This window comes from Rhodococcus sp. OS5 (assembly GCF_056837585.1).
Window position 1 is genome coordinate 1,718,341 of sequence record NZ_CM166368.1, and the last position, 17,063, is coordinate 1,735,403.

Consider the following 17,063-nt stretch of genomic DNA (forward strand, 5'->3'; position numbering starts at 1 on the left):
AATGTCGAGAAGAATTCAGCCGCTCACACGATCGTGTGAGCGGCTGAATTCTTTTTGTTCAGGCGGAGTCAGCCCTGAGCTTTGTTCTGAGCGATCGTGGTCGCCGGATGGACTGCGATGAGGCCGAGGCCCGCGCGACGCCTGCAGAGGCGAGCCAGCTCGTCGTACGCGCGCTTTCCGAGAAGTTCCGTCAACTCGGGCCCGTAGGACTGCCAGACCTGCCGCTCCCCGACATGAGCGTCGGGGGAGCCGGAGCAGTACCAGGCGAGGTCGTCGCCGCCCTCACCCCAGCCGCGGCGGTCGTACTCGGTGATCGTGGTCTTGAGGATCTGGACGCCGTCCGGCCGGTCGACCCAGTCCTGGGTGCGGCGGATCGGTAGCTGCCAGCACACGTCCGGTTTCACCTCGAGCGGCTCGATGCCCTTCTTGAGCGCCATGGAATGCAGAGCGCAGCCCTCGCCCCCGGCAAAACCCGGCCGGTTGAGGAAGATGCACGCTCCTTTGTAGCGGCGGGTGCGCAGCGCGGGCTCGTCCTCGAGGTCGTCTTCTTCGACGTAGCCCTTCTTGCCGAGACCCTTTTCCATGAACTGCCAGTCTTCGGCTGTGAGCATTTTCACTGACGCATCGAGCTTGTCCTGATCTTCCTGATCGGAGAGGAAAGCGCCGTGCGAGCAGCAACCGTCGTCCGGGCGGTCTCCGATGATGCCCTGACACGCCGGCGTGCCGAACACGCAGGTCCAATGCGAGAGCAACCACGTCATATCAGCGGAAATGAGGTGTTCGGAGTTATCCGGATCGACAAATTCGACCCATTCGCGCGGGAAATCGAGATCGACCTCGGGGCTCGGAGTCATCTTGTGGGACCGGTCTGGGTTACCTGCTGTCACAAGGGCCGACCGTAGACCCAGTAACGTGGCGATGTGCGACTAGGGGTACTCGACGTCGGAAGCAATACCGTCCATCTATTGGTTGTGGACGCCCATCGGGGCGGCCACCCAACACCCATGAGCTCGACCAAGTCCACGTTGAGGCTGGCAGAAAACACTGACGACCGTGGCGATATCACCACGTCAGGAGCCGATCGGTTGGTGTCGACGGTTTCCGAATTCGCCGGTATCGCCAAGACGTCCGGGTGCGAGGAAATGATGGCTTTTGCCACTTCCGCGGTCCGTGACGCCAACAATTCCGAAGCCGTACTCGCCCGCGTCCGCGCCGAGACCGGAGTCAACCTCGAGGTTCTGTCCGGGGTCGACGAAGCCCGCTTGACCTTTCTGGCCGTGCGCCGCTGGTACGGCTGGAGCGCCGGACGCATCCTGAACCTGGACATCGGCGGCGGCTCGCTCGAACTCACAGCAGGTGGTGACGAGGATCCGGACGTCGCCTTCTCACTGCAACTCGGTGCCGGACGGTTGACGCGCGACTGGCTACAGGCCGATCCGCCGGGCAAGCGCCGGGTCGCTGTATTGCGTGACTGGCTGGACGCGGAGTTGGTCGGACCAGCCAAGGAACTGCGCGCCGCCGGCGACTGGGACCGCACGGTCGGGACTTCGAAGACCTTCCGATCGTTGGCTCGGCTCACCGGCGCGGCCCCTTCTGCCGCAGGCCCCCGGGCAAAACGGACCCTGACTTCCAGCGGACTCAGGCAACTCATAGCCTTCATATCCAGGATGACGGCGGCGGACCGTGCAGAATTGGAAGGAGTGAGCTCGGATCGGTCACAGCAGATTGTGGCCGGCGCGCTCATCGCAGAGGCAACCATGCGGGCGCTCGGAGTGGACGAACTGGAAATTTGTCCCTGGGCACTGCGTGAGGGTCTGATTCTGCGAAAGCTCGACACAGAAATGGGCGGTGAATTGGTGGTGAGTGCTTGATGACCGAGGACAGTCAGCAGATTTCCGTAGCGGAACTGCTCAAGCGGAACGGTCAGAGCGTCGAATCCCGAGGTGGACGACGCCGGCGCGGCGTAGCCGGTGGCATCTCCGTCGCCGAACTGACGGGTGAGATCCCGATCGTTCGCCAGTCGGGATCGCGCGCGGCCGCCGAGCCCGAGTCCGACGAACCAGCAGCCCAGCCCGAAGCCGCTGCGCCGGAAAACTCTGCACCTTCAGCGCCGGCCGAGGCTGTCGCGGAAACCGCCAAGTCAGCCGAACCGGCACCGAAGGTTCCCGCCGATCGCACCGCAGCCTTCGCCGTCTCGTTCGACGACGACGATGACGATGACGAGCCGCAGGCACCCAAGGGCGAGTCGAAGCCGGTTGCTGCGCCGCCGGTCACCACTCCGAAGCCGACTTCCACACCTTCGCCGGGACAGACCTCGAAGTCCTCGCCCGGGCAGTGGGTGAGCCGGGCACCGCTCAACTCCTCGTCACCGACGCAGGTAACGCAGGAACCAGCCCTGCTGTCGGGTCAGACCCTGGCGGGCGACCTGATGCGTCAGGAGCGCGCCGCAACGCAGTCGCCGTCGTTGCGTCCGCCGATCCTGCCGCCGCGTGTCCCCACTCCAGTCGTGAAGGCACCTGCACCGACTGCTCCTGCTCCGGCCGCGCCGGAAGAGAGCACCGAACTGATCGACAAGATCGCAGACGCGGATGCCGGCGAGGCCGAATCCACCGCCGTGGTCGATCTGGTCAAGGCGCCGGCTGTCGATGACGGTGCAAAAAAGACCAGTGCCGCCGCGGAGTCCGATGTCGAAGCCGAATCGGCAGCGGAAGAGGCAGGCGAGCGTAACTCGATCCGTGAATGGGCAGTGCTTGCCGGTCAGGTGGTTGTTGCACTGATCGTCGGCGGCGCGATGTTCAAGGGCTTCGAGAAGCTGTGGGACATGCTGCCATGGGTGGCGTTGGTGCTCGCGCTGATCGTGATCGTCGGCCTGGTTGCTGTCGTGCGGGTTCTGCGGAAGACGGACGACATCACGAGTTTCGTGATCGCGGTGGTCGTCGGCATGATCGTGACGCTCGGTCCACTGGCGTTCTTGTTGACCTCGGGTTGATCGGACGATGATCGGGGGATCGCAGCGCATGGTTCGTCGGCCGATAGCCGTCGGCCTGTCGACGGCTTCGGTGTATCCGGAGAACACGGAAGCGGCATTTCGCTACGCCGCTGATCTCGGATACGACGGCGTCGAACTGATGGTGTGGGCCGAATCCGTGAGTCAGGACATCGGTGCTGTCGCTGCCCTCGTTCGCAAGTATGCGATTCCGGTGCAGGCCGTGCATGCGCCGTGTCTGCTGATTTCGCAGCGCGTGTGGGGTTCCGATCCGGTCGAGAAGCTCGAGCGTTCGGTGCGCACCGCCGAAACCTTGGGAGCGACGACGGTGGTCGTCCACCCGCCGTTCCGGTGGCAGCGCAAGTACGCCGAAGGCTTCGCGGAACAGGTTGTCGAACTCGAATCGAAGAGCAGCGTCGTTGTGGCGGTGGAGAACATGTTCCCCATGCGCGCCGACAGCTTCTTCGGCGGCAAGGACAAGTCCGCGGAGCGTCTGCGTAAACGTGGCGGTCCAGGGGCAGCGTTGTCCGCGTTCAGTCCGTCGTACGACCCGACCGATTCCGATCATGCTCACTACACACTCGACCTGTCGCACACCGCGACGGCGGGCATGGATGCCCTGGAGTTGGCCTCCCGTATGGGCAAGGGGCTCGAGCACCTGCACCTGGCCGACGGTCGCGGGGCGTCGATGGACGAGCACCTGATTCCGGGGCATGGCTCACAGCCGTGCGCGGAGTTGTGTCAGCAATTGGCTGCGAGCGAATTCAGCGGCCAGGCAGTCATCGAGATCAACACGCAGAACGCGCGCACCCGGCGGGAGCGGTCGTCGATGCTGGCGCAGGCGCTCGCGTTTGCACGCGAGCACCTGGCACGCTCAGCGGTGGCCGGCAAGTAGCGCAGCTTCGAACTGCGCGCGCACCTTCTCGACGTGTGCGTCGAGGTCTTTGGTCTCCCAGCCTTCGGTCGAGATGGGATCGAGCACCGAGACATAGACCGGGCCTGGATGGGCGACAAGCGAATTGCGCCACATCCGTTCACCCGCGTTGTGAATCACCACGGGCACGATCGGCACACCGGCTTGGATCGCCAAGTGGAATCCACCCTTCTTGAAAGGGCCCAGACGTGGCGTCGGAGAACGGGTGCCCTCCGGAGCTATGACTATCGAGACACCATTCTTCAGCTTGTCGACTGCCGGTTGCAGTGCAGCCTTCGCCTTCGTGGTGTCGGTGCGGTCGATGTAGGCGACGTCGAGCAGTGCACCGACGGGCATGAACCGCGGATCGCTTGCCGCTTCCTTCTTCGCGACGCCGGTCACGTCACGCTTGATCACGGTGCCCAGGACCAACATGTCCAGGGAACTCTGATGGTTGAACATGAACACCGCCGGGCGGTGATCCCACACGTTGTGCTCGCCGTCGATCTCGACGTCGATGCCCAGCAGTGAGAGCGAGATGTCGGGGCCGTACGTGCCGACCAGGTTCGCACCCAGTTGACGGTTCCCGGTGACAATGCCTGCCGACGCACCGAGGGCGGCGGTGGCAGCAAGCGCGCCCATGGCAGTCGCCGTTCGGATCGTGGAGATCGGTGTTGCGCCTCGTTGCGGTTTACGCAGGCTGACCGAAGGCCAGTGATTGCGCAACGCGATCTTGGCCAGACCACGATCGGGATTCAACGCGACAGGTCGCCCGACGGCCTCGAGCATGAAGACGTCTTCGACACCGTTGGAGTATGCAAACGCGTTCTTCAGATCGGCGCCCATCTTCTCGGCATAGCCTGCAAGGGCATTGGCCTTGGCCGGCCCCCACAGTGCGGGCGAAGACAGTTCGCCGGTGAGCATGCCGTCCACGACTTCGGGCTCGGTGCACAGCACGTCTTCGATGTCGAGATCTTCGGCGACGTACTTGGCCTGGAACGGAGTCGCCGACGTAGCCATCACGATCGTGTGGCCGGCTCGCCGGTGTGCCGCCAGTAGCCCGCGGGCTTCCGGGTAGATCATCGCGGCGATTTCCTGCTTGAACAGCCGTCGGCCCCAGTCGTTCAGTTCCTCGACGGTACGGCCGCCCAAGGCTCGAACGCCGATGTCCATCAGTGCTCCGACGTCAGCGCCGCGGAATTGGGTGTCGATCGCGGCACCGGTGGTGCGCAAGAGTTCGCCGACGCTGATATCCAAGCGTCGCAGGCGGTCTCGGTACACAACGCTGGCCGAGTACCCGCTGATCAAGGTGCCGTCGAGGTCGAAGGCGGCGATCGTTCCGGGCCCGGGCGGGGCGGCTTCGATGGCGGAGTGCAGACGCTCGAGTCCGGTCACAGTCCTACTTCCTCGTTCGCGGCGGGCGCTCGGTTTGCTTCTGGAATGGTCACTACCGCAGCGGCGTCCGGTACCGGCATCGCCACCTGATCGAGTCGTGCATGCGCGAGTGCGCGAAGGTGACGCAGGCGCTCGACCTGAACCTTGATCTCGGCAGCGAATGCCAGGCGCCGGGCCCGGACTCCGTCGTCGTCGACTTCGATCAAGTTACGGTTGCGCGCCAAATTCAGTGCGGTGGCGAACAACTCACCGGAGACGGATTCGTTGCTGGCGATCTGCTGCCGCAGTCGACGCTGATGTGCGACGTCGATGCAGTTGCTGATGAACGACTTTTCGTCGAACGATGTCGAAATCGGCGCGAGCACAAGCTGATCGGCGACAACCTGGTACGCCTCGAGGAACGGTTGGAGCACGCGGTGCGCGAGGTACGGGCGAACCGTCTCGATCATGTGCTCGGTTCGTTTGTCGTCGGCCATGACGGTTTCCCACTCGGGGTCGATCAGCGTCAGCTCGGTCCGCATCTCCTGCTCGAACGTGTCCCGGTCACTGAAGAAGAACTCGAATTTCAACAAATCTCGGATGCGCTTGGCCTCTGCCCACCCGTCCCCGATGGGGTCCTCGAACCGCTCTTCGACGGCTGCCTGAAGTACGAGTTCGGTGATGGCACGCACGACAAGAAAGTGAATCGTGTTGTTGCGGTAGAAGGCAGCGACGAGATGCTGGTCCTTGCCGAGGTAGAAGACCTGCTCGCCGCCCCGATCGAAGCGCTCGAGCACCCCGGAATCGACGTGTGTCTGCAATGCCTTCTCGATGACACGCGGATCGGACAGTTCGACGTCGCCGGCGATCGGAAGATTTCGCGCGGTGATGTAGCCGAACAGCGGCGTGAGAATCGCGGTGAGTTCACGAACTGTCAACGCCCGGTCTTCGATTCCGAGGAACGCCAACATCGCCAGTGAAGACACGGTCACCGGGGTGACCTCGTTGATGCGGTGACACACCTCGATGCCGGCCTTCTGAATGGCGAGGCGCTGATCGGTTTCCTGGCTGAGTGCGTCCGCGAGTGAGAGCGGCCGGCCGATGGTCACGTGCGCGACACCGTTGCGCTTTCCCTGGGCGCGTACGTAACCCACCATCCAGCGCAGGCCTTCCGGTGTCTTCTCGGCGCCGAGCGCCTCGGCAGCCATGGCCCCGACCTCGTAGAGTTGGTCGTAGCTCAGCGCAACCGGGACGAGGTACACGTCGGACGCTCCGCTGACCTGAAATGCCTTGGTCAGGTAGGTCAGGAGACCGAAGCGCGGCGGGCGTAGTTTCCCGGTACGTCCGCGTCCACCTTCGATGTACCACTCCAGATTGAAGCGCTTGGTCAGCAGATAGCGCATGTACTCGTGCATCGACCACTTGTAGACCTCGTCGTTGCCGATGCTTCGACGAATGAAGACGGTGCCGCTGCGCTTGAGGATCGAGCCCATGGGCCAGAAACTGATGTTGAGGCCGCCCATGACGTGATTGAGCGGCAAGCCGTTCGCGATCAACGCCGGACGCAGGACGAGGGGATCGAGGTACGAACGGTGACTGGGGAGGAAGACCAGTGAGTGTTCCTTGTTCAGCTCACGGAGTTCCTCGAAGCGGCTCGTGTCCACGTCCAGCTTGTAGGCGCGAGCGAAGTAGCGGCCCAGGCGATCCCACACCGCGATGGCTTGGCGACTCTGGGTGGCAACCATTTCTTCGAGAGCTTCACGTGCGCGGCGATCGACTTCGGCGACAGCGATGTTCAACCGGTCGGCCAAAGCCATGACCTCGGTGGCGAATCGGCGGGTGTCGGTGATCTCGTCGACGACGAACCGTGACACCTTGTACTGGCCACCCAGTAGGCCCAATTCGGCGCGTTCGAGTGCCAGAGCGGCCTGCCGTCGGATGAACTCCGGTAGCGAACCGCCACCGCTCTTTTCGAGGCGACGCTCGAGATCGCTCAGTGGTGCGGGTTCACCTTCGATGACCTGGCACCGTGAGGGGTCGGTGCGCAGGGTTCTGCGTTGTGCACCGCGTCCGGGGTGGAGAGGATCGCGTGGTGCCAGCGCATCACGTAGTCGCACCGCGACGTTGTGCTTGGTATGGGTGTCCGGAATCCACACCACGCGAAGCGGTGCGAGCATCGGGTCGTCGGTCCGTGCCGCCAGTTCTGCCAGGGTCTTGTCGGTGATGTTGACGGTGACCGGCCGAGTTTCGGATGAGCTTGCCTTGTCGGCAAGCCACTTTCGCAGCACGCCGGCTTCGGCCTCTGTCATGGTTTCGGTGAGGTACACGCGCGGGTTGGTCGTGTTCTCGCTCATGACTCACGCACCTTCCGTTGTGACTCCGAGAGCGACGATCTCGTCCAGGCTCTCCTGCAAGCACTGCATCAGCAGCGCGGGTTTTGTGATCGCAGCGGTGTCGAGATTGATTCCGATACAGCACACCCCGACGTGGGAGACCAGTGTCGCCATTGCCGCGCAACCGGGCGCCGGGCCGAACGGGAACATCCGCTCGATCTTCGCTCCGGCGAGATAGACCGGTACCGGTACGCCGGCGACGTTGCTGGCCTGCAGGTCCAGACCCGTCGACTGTGACAGATACCAGTTCGCGAGTAGATAATTCGGCAGGCGGGCGAGGATCGGGGCGGCGACGTCGATAGCGTCCAACGCCGGTTCCTCACGCAGACTCAGAACGATCTCTCGCACCTGCCTGATGCGTTTGGCCGGATCGGTTTCGGAGACCGGGCCGTTGAAGCGAACGGCTGCAAACCTGTTGCCGCCGTTGGCGTCTGCGCCCGTACGCATGCTGATCGGCATACCCATCGGAATGCTGTCGACGGACTGTCCGAAGGCTTCGTGGTAGCGACGGAAGCCGCCGAGCAAGGCAGCGACGTACGCATCGTTGAGTGAGCCACCGGCAGCTTTCGCCCCGGCCTTGAGCTCGGGGACACCCACCTCGAGAGTTCCGAACCATCGTCCGAGACCACGATCGTGGAGCAGAGGGGAACCGGAACGAGCTGGGGGAGTGACGATCTTGCGGAGTGAATTGGCGTAACCGAGGACCTCGGAAGCAGTCGTGATCGGACTCGAGATCGCCGTGGTCGCAACATTGGTGGCACCACGGACCAGCTTGGCGATACGCGAGGGCGCACGCCGGATCTCGCTGACGACCTCCTCGCCGAAGGCGCCCACCGACGACAGATGCTCAGGAGCAGGCGGTGTGCGGTCGGGCTTGTTCGGAGTGGGGTCCGGGCGTCTGCTGTGCAGGAGCGTCATCATCTGGATGCCGCCCATGCCGTCGGTGATGGAGTGGTGAGTCTTGACCACGAACACGGCGCGACCGTCGTCGAGACCTTCGATGAGCAGCGCGCTCCACGGCGGTCGAGCCTTGTCGAAAGGTTCCGTCGCAAGGTGACGACACATGCGCAGTGCGTGATCGAAGTCCGCCGGTGCAGGTAAGCGGACGCGTCGTAGGTGGTAGCCGATGTCGAACTCGGGATCGACGGACCACACCGGGTTGCCCAGCTGCATTGCCGGTTCCACTGCTCGCATACGAATACGCGGAACCACGTGCGATGCCCACTCCACTGCGTCGAGAAGTCGATCCCAGTCCGGGGCACGATCGAGAACCTCCACCGCAACGATCGGTGAGCGCAGTTGCGGCTGCGCCTCTTCCATCCGCCACATTCCAGTCTCGAAGTCGGACATCGTGCGGTTCGCCCCCCAGGCGACCGCGGAAAGGTCGACGTCGACCGCGCTAGGAGGAACAAATGGATTGCTGTTGGCCATACGTCAAGAACTCCCTCGGTCTGCGGATCCACCCCGCGCATCTCTGCTTCTAAGTGTGGACCCGCGACCGTGGGCGCGTCCCGGTTTCGGTGTCAGCCGACAGGTGTGACGTTCGTCAGTTAAGGGCTAATCGGACATGCCGGGAAGTTCAGTGCTCAAGAAGTGACGCCGACGGCTTTCAGGGCTATCTCGCGGTAGAGAACACTGACTTCGCGCGGAGTCTGCGGTCCGTCGAGTCGATACCAGAGGACGACGGACTGACACATTCCCAGTAGCGCACGGCCCGTTCCGGTGATGTCCGGGACCGTGAACTCACCGCTCTCGACGCCTGCCGTCAGTACGTCGACGAGTAGGTTCTCGAGCTTCTTTCGCTTGGCGGCGTAGCTCTTTCGTTCCGCGTCCTCGAGGTATCGCAGTTCGGAATCGAGGAAGGCTATGTCGGAGCGACTGGTCATGTGCAGAACACACGCCTCGACGAGATTGCCGAACTGTGCCGTCGGCGACGGTCCGGCAGCGTCGACCGCAGCGCTCGCGCGTGCGGTGACGTTCTCGATGCCCGGTTCCATCAGCGCGACGAGGATGCCCTGTTTGTTGCCGTGGTGGTAATACAGCGTCGGCACGGTGACACCGGCACGTTTTGCGATGTCACGAACCGACGCTCCGTGGTAACCGAGTTCGTGGAACACCTCGAGTGCGGCGGTGAGCAGGGGAGTCAGCGTCAGTGGTTCCACGATGCGCCACTGTTCGTCGGGCTGAGCCTCCGACTGCAAATCCGTCATTCCGCCTGTTCGCTCCGTTCGGAAATTTCTGGTGGTGTGACTAAAGAAGGTTCAACCCTAGCGCAAGGCGTGTCCTCCTTACCGATGCTCGGCCACCATTGGATAGCATCACTATCCAGTAAAGGGTCGAGCGAGTTGGACGGAGGAGCGGTGAAGGTTTCCGAACTGGCCGCACAGTCCGGCGTTGCACTGGCCACTATCAAGTACTACCTCCGTGAAGGTCTGCTGATGCCTGGTGAGCCGACCAGCGCAACGGGAGCGAGGTACGGCGAACAGCACGTCCGGCGACTCGCGTTGATCAGGGCCCTGGCCGGGGCGGGACTCGCGATTCCACGGATTCGCGCGGTGCTCGAACTGGTGGACACTGACGAGCGATCCGAATTCGAGACTTTCGGCCGCGCAATCGCGCAACTACCCCCGTACGTCGAACCTGAACCGGATCCAGAGTTCCCCAGAGCTCGCAAGGTTCTGGAGTTTCTCGGTCAGGTTTTCGAGCCGAGGTACGTGGCGGTCGCGCACCTCGAGCGGGCACTGATCGGCCTCGAGGATGCAGGACTGAGTCTCTCGGACGAGCGCCTGCGCGCCTACGGCGACCACATCCGAGGGATTGCCGAAGTGGAAATCGAGCTGATGCCTACCAGTTCGACCGAGGACGGCATTCGCTATGCGGTCCTCGGAACCGCCATGTACGAACCCGTCCTGACAGCTTTGCGACGCCTGGCGCACCAAGATTTGGCCGCACGACATTTCCCGCAACACCGAGAAAGCACCGAACAGGAAAATCGATGAGCACCAGTCCCTTTCAAGATCTCAATCGCCTCACCTCGCTCGGCGACGGGCGATACACCGCAACGATCGATTCGATCTGGACCATCGGGCCGAAAGTGCACGGCGGCTCCATGATGGCTGTGTGCGCCGCTGCCGCGCGTCGATGTCTGCGAGACGGCGCAGGTGAGAACGACTCGCTTCTGAAGATGCAGCCACTCGCGGTGAGCGCCAACTATCTGTCGGCCCCAGATCCGGGTGAAGTCGAACTGGAGGTGATCGTCCGAAAGCAGGGACGCCAGGTCGCGTTGTTCGACGTCGAGTTGAGCCAGGCGGGCCGCAGCGCTGTTCGCGCGGCGGTCACGCTCGGATTCCCCGATGACGGCGACCCCACCTTCGTCACGGCCTCGTCGATCGACGACATGTCACCGGAACCGCCGGAGAGTGCGGTGGCAGTCATCGGCGATCACCCGATGGCGCAGGTCGTGCATGTCGGTCAGGGTTGCGACATGCGAATCGACACCACCTCGGCGCACTTCCTGACTGGCAGCCAAGGCGAGGCCGAGGTCAGGATGTGGGTCCGTCCTCGACCCGAGGACGAAAACGACCTCGACACCGCTGTGCTGTTCGCGATCATGGCGGGTGACATCAGCGCGCCGGTGACGATGAACCGCGGCCTGTTCGGGTGGGCGCCGACCGTGCAGTTGACGACGTACCTGCGCCGACTGCCGACGCCGGGATGGCTTCGCGTGCGGGCGAGCTCGGATGTTCTGGGCAGCACGTGGTTCGAAGAGGATCATGCTGTTCTCGATTCGACGGGCGCAGTCGTCGTCCAGAGTCGTCAATTGGCGATGATGCCCCGCTAGGGTCGATCGCTGCGGTCGTGGCAGGCTGTTCGCCATGACAAGAATTGCGATTATCGGTGGCGGCAAGATCGGCGAGGCGCTGATCTCCGGGCTGTTGCAGGCCGGCCACGCCATCAAGGATCTGGTCGTCGCCGAGCAATATCAGCCTCGCGCAGACGAATTGATCGCCGAATACTCCATCCGCGTCAGCACGGTCGCCGATGCCGCCGAGGGTGCGGACGTCATCGTCATCGCGGTGAAGCCGAACGACGTCGAGTCAGCGCTCACGGCGTTGACGAAGGTCGATCTGGACGGCGACCTCGAACAATTGATCGTTTCCCTTGCGGCGGGAATCCCCACGGGATTCTTCGAAACGCGTCTGCCCGCAGGGTTCCCGGTCATCCGCGTCATGCCGAACACCCCCATGTTGGTCGGGGAGGGCGTGAGCGTGCTCTCGCCCGGACGGCACGTCAAGGCCGAGCATCTCGAGCTCGTACGCGGCATCCTCGGCAGCGTCGGCAAGGTGGTCACGGTTCCCGAATCGCAGATCGACGCGGTCACGGCTGTCTCCGGTTCCGGCCCGGCCTACTTCTTTCTGGTCGCCGAAGCGATGATCGACGCGGGAGTCGGTCTCGGCCTGACGCGCCCGGTCGCTACCGAATTGGTGGTGCAGACGATGGTCGGTTCCGCAGCGATGCTCGATCGCACCGGCGACAGCGCGACGGATCTTCGCGCCGCGGTGACGTCACCGGGCGGAACGACGGCTGCGGCACTGCGTCAGCTCGAAGCGGGCGGCCTGCGGACGGCGTTCTTCGATGCCTTGGATGCCGCCAAGTCGCGCTCGGCCGCGATGGGTGCAGCTGCGGATTAGTCGTCCGTTTAGCCACACCCGTCGCTTTAACCCCACCAGTACAGCTAAGCTCGACTTAGTACGTACGTGTCTGTTCCGCCGGAGGGGAAGCCGGCGGCGCGAGTCGTGCTGGAGGTATGTGGATTAATGGTGTCTGCAAACAAGCCGTCCATGGGTTCGTCCCACGACGGAAAGCCGGCAGTGGCCGGCACGCAATTCCTCACTGTTGCTGAGGTAGCAACTTTGATGAGGGTGTCGAAAATGACTGTGTACCGGTTGGTACACAGTGGCGAATTGCCTGCTGTACGAGTGGGCCGTTCGTTCCGTGTACATGCGAAGGCAGTACACGATTACCTCGAAACCTCGTACTTCGATGCCGGCTGACCAGCCGGTTCGAAGAGGATGACCTCGGCGTGAGCCGAGTCGCGGGCACAGCGGTTGCTGTGCCGGAGGCTCGGTTTATGCCGAGTGACTCCACACCGGTACGATGAGTCACTGTCGTACCAGCAAGCTGGTGTCGTAAGGCGCTGAGCTAGTTAAAACGAGGGCCAGGCGCCAATTGCTTGGCGCAGGCGTACGTGACCGGCGTGCGCAGGAACGCTAGAGAAGAACGTGAGGGACACCCGCTATGGGTTCAGTGATCAAGAAGCGTCGCAAGCGCATGTCGAAGAAGAAGCACCGCAAGCTGCTTCGTCGTACCCGAGTACAGCGCAGGAAACTCGGTAAATAAGCAGTACCTGTTGATGCCCGCCACCCCTTCCGGGGTGGCGGGCATCAGCATATTCGGGGGGAAGCGATGTGTGCCACGTCTCATTGGCTGGGCGGTTTGTCTTGAATGGCCGAAATTTGGGTAGTCAGCGCGGGACCCCCTCTGCCCGTAAAGTGGGGGAAAATCGCGGGAGGGACGCTTCGGCAGAGCGCGTTTCTACTGGATATGGGGGTACTTGGTGGTTGAAGGTGACAACACTTCAGGGGGCACGACGCCTCGCGTCGTACTGGTGACCGGGGCGAGCAGATTTCTCGGCGGCTACCTGGTGACCAGGCTTGCGCAGAATCCGTCGATCGAGCGTGTCATCGCCGTCGACGCCGTCAGTCCGAGCAAGGACATGATGCGCAGAATGGGCCGCGCGGAATTCGTGCGAGCAGACATCCGCAATCCGCTGATCGGCAAAGTGATCCGAAACGCCGAGGTCGACACCGTCGTGCACGCGTCGACGCTTCAGAAAGCCCCCAAAGCCGGCAGCCGCGCCGCGATGAAGGACATGAACGTCATCGGCGCCATGCAACTGTTCGCGGTCTGCCAGAAAGCGCCGACGGTTCGCAAGGTGATCCTGCGCTCGGCTTCGGTCGTCTACGGGTGCAGTGCCAAGGATCCCGCTCAGTTCACCGAAGAAATGAGTGCGCGCCGCCGGCCGCCGGGCGGATATGCCCGCGACAGCCTCGAGATCGAGGGATACCTCCGCGGAATGGGGCGTCGGCGCCCGGACATCTCGGTCGGGATTCTGCGGTTGGCGCCGTTGATCGGACCTCAGCTGACTGCAACCGTCGGGCACTACGTCACCGCCCCACTCGTGCCCACCATCGTCGGGCGCAACGCGCGCCTGCAATTGCTCCACGTCGAGGATGCCCTCGCGGCGCTGGAGAAGGCGACCATCGGACACGCTTCGGGTACGTACAACATCGCCGGCGACGGAGTGGTCATGATGTCGCAGGCGATCCGCCGGGCAGGCAGGGTGGAAGTTCCCATGCCGCTCGCTCTGTTCCGCAGCGTCGGGAGCGCGTTGGTGGGGTCGTCCATGAGGCTGTACACCGACGAGCAACTCGAGTACTTCCGGTTCGGCTGCGGACTCGACACCACTCGCATGCGCAGCGAGCTGGGGTTCGAGCCGCGATGGACCACCATGCAAGCACTCGACGATTTCATGCGTGCGATGCAGACGCGCCGGATCATCAAGTCCGAGTGGATCGATCGGGCGGAGAATGCGTTGACCACCATCCTCGGCGGTGACACCGCCGCGGCGGCAACAAGTGCAGACGTGATGCACATGCCGCTGTCGGGACGAAGTGCGGTGAAGGGGTGACTGACGTGGCGAAGGTAATTCCCCTGCGGCCCAGCGCAACTCACACCGGAAAGTCGGCAACTTCCCGTTCGCGTGAGTCCGTCACCGGTGCGGAGCGTGACATCCGTGAACAAAGTGAACGTCGGCATCCGTCCGGAGTGTCCTCGGCGGCCGACCACGGCGGTGAGAGCACGTTCGTCGATTCGGCCAGGTCGGCGATCGTCGACCAGATCGCCTCGGCAGCAGAATTCCTCCGACGTCGGGTGTCCGGCGACTACGAGGTCGACGAGTTCGGGTTCGACCCGCATTTCGCGGACAACGTCGTCATGCCGATGTTGCGCCCGTTGTTCGAGAAGTGGTTTCGCGTCGAGGTCAGTGGGATCGAGAACATTCCCCTCACCGGGGGAGCGCTTGTGGTCGCCAACCACGCCGGTGTGATCCCGATCGACGGACTGATGACGTCGGTTGCCGTGCACGATCACCATCCAGCGCATCGTCCACTGCGAATGTTGGCTGCGGACATGGCATTCGAGATGCCAGTGGTGGGTGGACTGGCGCGCAAAGCCGGTCATACGTTGGCCTGCAACCCCGACGCCGAGCGTCTGCTCAACGACGGTGAAGTCGCGGCCGTGTTCCCGGAAGGATTCAAGGGCATCGGGAAACCGTTCAGTGAGCGGTACAAGTTGCAGCGGTTCGGGCGCGGTGGCTTCGTGTCGGCCGCAATGCGAACCGGTGTTCCGATCATTCCGTGCTCGATCGTGGGTTCGGAGGAGATCTATCCCAAAATCGGTGATCTCACCACACTCGCACGCGTTCTCGGTCTTCCGTATTTCCCGGTGACACCGCTGTTTCCACACTTCGGGCCGCTCGGCCTGGTTCCGTTGCCGTCGAAGTGGTACATCGAGTTCGGAAAGCCCATCGTCACCGACACCTTCGAGAGCGGTGCCGCCGACGATCCGATGGTCCTGTTCGAGGTCACGGACCACGTCCGGGAAACCATTCAGCAGACGCTGTATCGACTGTTGGCCAAGCGTCGCAACGTCTTTCTCGGCTGAGTTCGGTCCGGATCGCTGCTCGATCCGGACCGAACCCGCTCAGACGTTCTGTTCTTTGCGCCTGGCGAGAATTGCCGCGAGCGCCCCGCCGACCGCTCCGAGCACCAGCGCCGTCGGTACGCCGATCTTGGCGGCCTTTCGTCCGGTGCGGAAATCGCGAACTTCCCACCCGCGGTTCTTCGCGAGTTCACGAAGATCTGCGTCGGGATTGATCGCCACCGGTGTCCCCACCAACGAGAGCATCGGAACGTCGTTGTGGCTGTCGGAGTAGGCGGAACAGCGCTTGAGATTGAGTCCTTCACGCACCGCCAACGTCCGTACGGCGTGCGCCTTGCCCATGCCGTGCAGGATGTCGCCGACGAGTCGGCCGGTGAAGACGCCGTCCTCACTCTCGGCGACAGTGCCCAAGGCGCCGGTCAATCCCAGTTTCTCGGCGATGACCTGAGCCAGTTCGACCGGAGTTGCCGTCACCAACCACACCTGTTGTCCGGCGTCGAGGTGCATCTGGGCCAACGCCCTCGTGCCTGGCCAGATCTTGTCGGCGATGACCTCGTCGTAGATCTCCTCGCCGAGGCGGGCGAGTTCGGCGGTGGATCGACCGGCCACGAAGGACAGTGCTTTCTCGCGGCCTTCGGCGACGTCGTCGCTACTTTCTCGGCCGGTGACTCGGAACTTGATCTGCTTCCACGCGAAATCCACCAGATCCGAGGTCTTGAGATACTTTCGTGCAGCGAGACCACGGGCGAAGTGGATGATCGACGCACCCTGCACCATGGTGTTGTCGACGTCGAAGAATGCGGCGGCCGTGAGGTCGCGCGGAACGGCCGGGGGCTCTTCGCCGGTTTCCGGTTCTGTGGGGTTGGCAGCTTCGTGCAATGCCAGAGCTGCGTCAGCGCTCGCCTCGCCGGCGAGATTGGCTCGAACTTCCGACTCACTCGGGCCCAGCGGATTCTTCACATGGCGACGTCCGGGGAGAATGACCCCGGCAAGCCCTGATCCGAATCCGGAGCCGTTCGGTAGTGATCGCGCAGGCACCCGCACCTCCCGTGTTGCATTCTCGAGCAGAGAACTCTTCGAGTCAGCCTATCCTCCGCGATGAGGCCCGATGGGTTGGATGGTGACCTTCCCTGTGGTGTGTGACGTTCCTCTCCGCCGATTTGGCACCGAGTGGGGCTCCGGAGGCACACTCGACCGATCAAGTAGATGGCGTCCCCGTAGAAGAAAGGTATGCGTCGATGACTGCAGCTACGCATGAAGTGACCCTGTTGACACGCGCAGGATGCGCGTCCTGCGTCGGCGCGGCGGAGGTCCTGCGACGGGTCTGTTCCGAGTTCGAGCTGGAATTGACGTGCATCGACGTGGACGAAGCTGCCGCGACGGATCCAGAGCTGAGAGCGGAGTACGGAGACAGATTGCCCGTCATTCTTCTCGACGGACGCGAGCACGGTTACTGGGAAGTCGACGAGGAGCGCCTTCGTGACGATTTACGCAAGTAAGGCAACCCTCAAAGTTGTCCGCGGAGCCGCTTTGCAGGTGAACGGCACATCGAACCCGTCTCGAGCAACTTTGTGCATGGGTTCACAAGCGGTTACCGTGGTGTGAACATTCCCCC

At 63.2% G+C, this 17,063-nt stretch carries 17 protein-coding genes; 11 read left to right on the top strand and 6 right to left on the bottom strand.

Features of this window, described 5'->3' with window-relative positions; translation table 11 throughout:
* Window positions 1-68 precede the first annotated feature (68 nt).
* Window positions 69-854 carry a DUF3109 family protein gene (locus ACVZUB_RS08080; protein ID WP_003941928.1) on the bottom strand — a complete coding sequence of 262 codons (786 nt, stop codon included), beginning with the start codon at window positions 852-854 and terminating at the stop codon, window positions 69-71.
* A 66-nt stretch (window positions 855-920) separates the two neighbouring features.
* Between ACVZUB_RS08080 and ACVZUB_RS08085 the strand changes: the two genes are divergently transcribed.
* Genes ACVZUB_RS08085 through ACVZUB_RS08095 form a run of 3 tightly spaced genes read left to right on the top strand, consistent with a single transcriptional unit; the run spans window position 921 to window position 3,881 of the window.
* A complete protein-coding gene (locus ACVZUB_RS08085) occupies window positions 921-1,871 on the top strand; it encodes a Ppx/GppA family phosphatase (protein ID WP_003941975.1) in 951 nt (316 codons plus the stop codon).
* A complete protein-coding gene (locus ACVZUB_RS08090; RefSeq protein ID WP_064688318.1) occupies window positions 1,871-2,989 on the top strand; it encodes a hypothetical protein in 1,119 nt (372 codons plus the stop codon). The genes ACVZUB_RS08085 and ACVZUB_RS08090 overlap by 1 nt, the downstream gene beginning before the upstream one ends.
* Before the next feature lie 7 nt (window positions 2,990-2,996).
* Window positions 2,997-3,881 carry a sugar phosphate isomerase/epimerase family protein gene (locus ACVZUB_RS08095; RefSeq protein ID WP_042923251.1) on the top strand — a complete coding sequence of 295 codons (885 nt, stop codon included), beginning with the start codon at window positions 2,997-2,999 and terminating at the stop codon, window positions 3,879-3,881.
* Here ACVZUB_RS08095 and ACVZUB_RS08100 read toward each other — a convergent pair.
* The 4 genes from ACVZUB_RS08100 to ACVZUB_RS08115 all read right to left on the bottom strand — a co-directional run bounded on the left by ACVZUB_RS08100 (window position 3,861) and on the right by ACVZUB_RS08115 (window position 9,876).
* Window positions 3,861-5,294: an HAD-IB family hydrolase gene (locus ACVZUB_RS08100; protein ID WP_003941905.1), complete on the bottom strand. Its 1,434-nt coding sequence runs from the start codon at window positions 5,292-5,294 to the stop codon at window positions 3,861-3,863. The genes ACVZUB_RS08095 and ACVZUB_RS08100 overlap by 21 nt on opposite strands.
* A complete protein-coding gene (locus ACVZUB_RS08105) occupies window positions 5,291-7,627 on the bottom strand; it encodes a glycerol-3-phosphate 1-O-acyltransferase (RefSeq protein WP_007735324.1) in 2,337 nt (778 codons plus the stop codon). Before ACVZUB_RS08105 ends, ACVZUB_RS08100 begins: the two co-directional genes overlap by 4 nt.
* A 3-nt stretch (window positions 7,628-7,630) precedes the next feature.
* Window positions 7,631-9,097 (bottom strand): wax ester/triacylglycerol synthase domain-containing protein, encoded by a 1,467-nt coding sequence (locus ACVZUB_RS08110; RefSeq protein ID WP_058038153.1) that lies wholly within the window; start codon window positions 9,095-9,097, stop codon window positions 7,631-7,633.
* Window positions 9,098-9,252: 155 nt separating this feature from the next.
* Window positions 9,253-9,876, bottom strand: coding sequence for a TetR/AcrR family transcriptional regulator (locus tag ACVZUB_RS08115; protein WP_003942051.1), 624 nt, complete (start codon window positions 9,874-9,876; stop codon window positions 9,253-9,255).
* 150 nt (window positions 9,877-10,026) lie between these two features.
* Between ACVZUB_RS08115 and ACVZUB_RS08120 the strand changes: the two genes are divergently transcribed.
* The 7 genes from ACVZUB_RS08120 (at window position 10,027) to ACVZUB_RS08150 (ending at window position 15,451) form a co-directional block, all read left to right on the top strand.
* The gene (locus tag ACVZUB_RS08120; RefSeq protein ID WP_042453006.1) at window positions 10,027-10,665 is read left to right on the top strand and encodes a MerR family transcriptional regulator; all 639 of its coding nucleotides are present in this window, start codon (window positions 10,027-10,029) and stop codon (window positions 10,663-10,665) included.
* Window positions 10,662-11,507, top strand: a complete 846-nt coding sequence (locus tag ACVZUB_RS08125; protein ID WP_042923249.1) for a thioesterase family protein — start codon at window positions 10,662-10,664, stop codon at window positions 11,505-11,507. Before ACVZUB_RS08120 ends, ACVZUB_RS08125 begins: the two co-directional genes overlap by 4 nt.
* 34 nt (window positions 11,508-11,541) lie before the next feature.
* Window positions 11,542-12,357 carry a pyrroline-5-carboxylate reductase gene (gene proC / locus ACVZUB_RS08130; protein WP_003941923.1) on the top strand — a complete coding sequence of 272 codons (816 nt, stop codon included), beginning with the start codon at window positions 11,542-11,544 and terminating at the stop codon, window positions 12,355-12,357.
* A 126-nt stretch (window positions 12,358-12,483) separates the two neighbouring features.
* On the top strand, window positions 12,484-12,720 hold the full coding sequence (locus tag ACVZUB_RS08135) for a helix-turn-helix domain-containing protein (protein WP_003941845.1): 237 nt from the start codon (window positions 12,484-12,486) through the stop codon (window positions 12,718-12,720).
* Window positions 12,721-12,964: 244 nt separating this feature from the next.
* Window positions 12,965-13,066 carry a 30S ribosomal protein bS22 gene (locus ACVZUB_RS08140; protein WP_003402602.1) on the top strand — a complete coding sequence of 34 codons (102 nt, stop codon included), beginning with the start codon at window positions 12,965-12,967 and terminating at the stop codon, window positions 13,064-13,066.
* A gap of 217 nt (window positions 13,067-13,283) precedes the next feature.
* Window positions 13,284-14,417, top strand: coding sequence for an NAD-dependent epimerase/dehydratase family protein (locus ACVZUB_RS08145; RefSeq protein ID WP_007735316.1), 1,134 nt, complete (start codon window positions 13,284-13,286; stop codon window positions 14,415-14,417).
* Complete coding sequence (locus tag ACVZUB_RS08150) at window positions 14,414-15,451, top strand: lysophospholipid acyltransferase family protein (protein ID WP_007735315.1); 1,038 nt, start codon at window positions 14,414-14,416, stop codon at window positions 15,449-15,451. Before ACVZUB_RS08145 ends, ACVZUB_RS08150 begins: the two co-directional genes overlap by 4 nt.
* 39 nt (window positions 15,452-15,490) lie before the next feature.
* Here ACVZUB_RS08150 and ACVZUB_RS08155 read toward each other — a convergent pair whose 3' ends face one another.
* Window positions 15,491-16,486 carry an HAD family hydrolase gene (locus ACVZUB_RS08155; RefSeq protein WP_003941873.1) on the bottom strand — a complete coding sequence of 332 codons (996 nt, stop codon included), beginning with the start codon at window positions 16,484-16,486 and terminating at the stop codon, window positions 15,491-15,493.
* 200 nt (window positions 16,487-16,686) lie between these two features.
* On the opposite strand from ACVZUB_RS08155, the gene ACVZUB_RS08160 reads away from it, so the two are divergent.
* Window positions 16,687-16,947: a glutaredoxin family protein gene (locus ACVZUB_RS08160; protein WP_003941953.1), complete on the top strand. Its 261-nt coding sequence runs from the start codon at window positions 16,687-16,689 to the stop codon at window positions 16,945-16,947.
* Window positions 16,948-17,063: the final 116 nt, after the last annotated feature.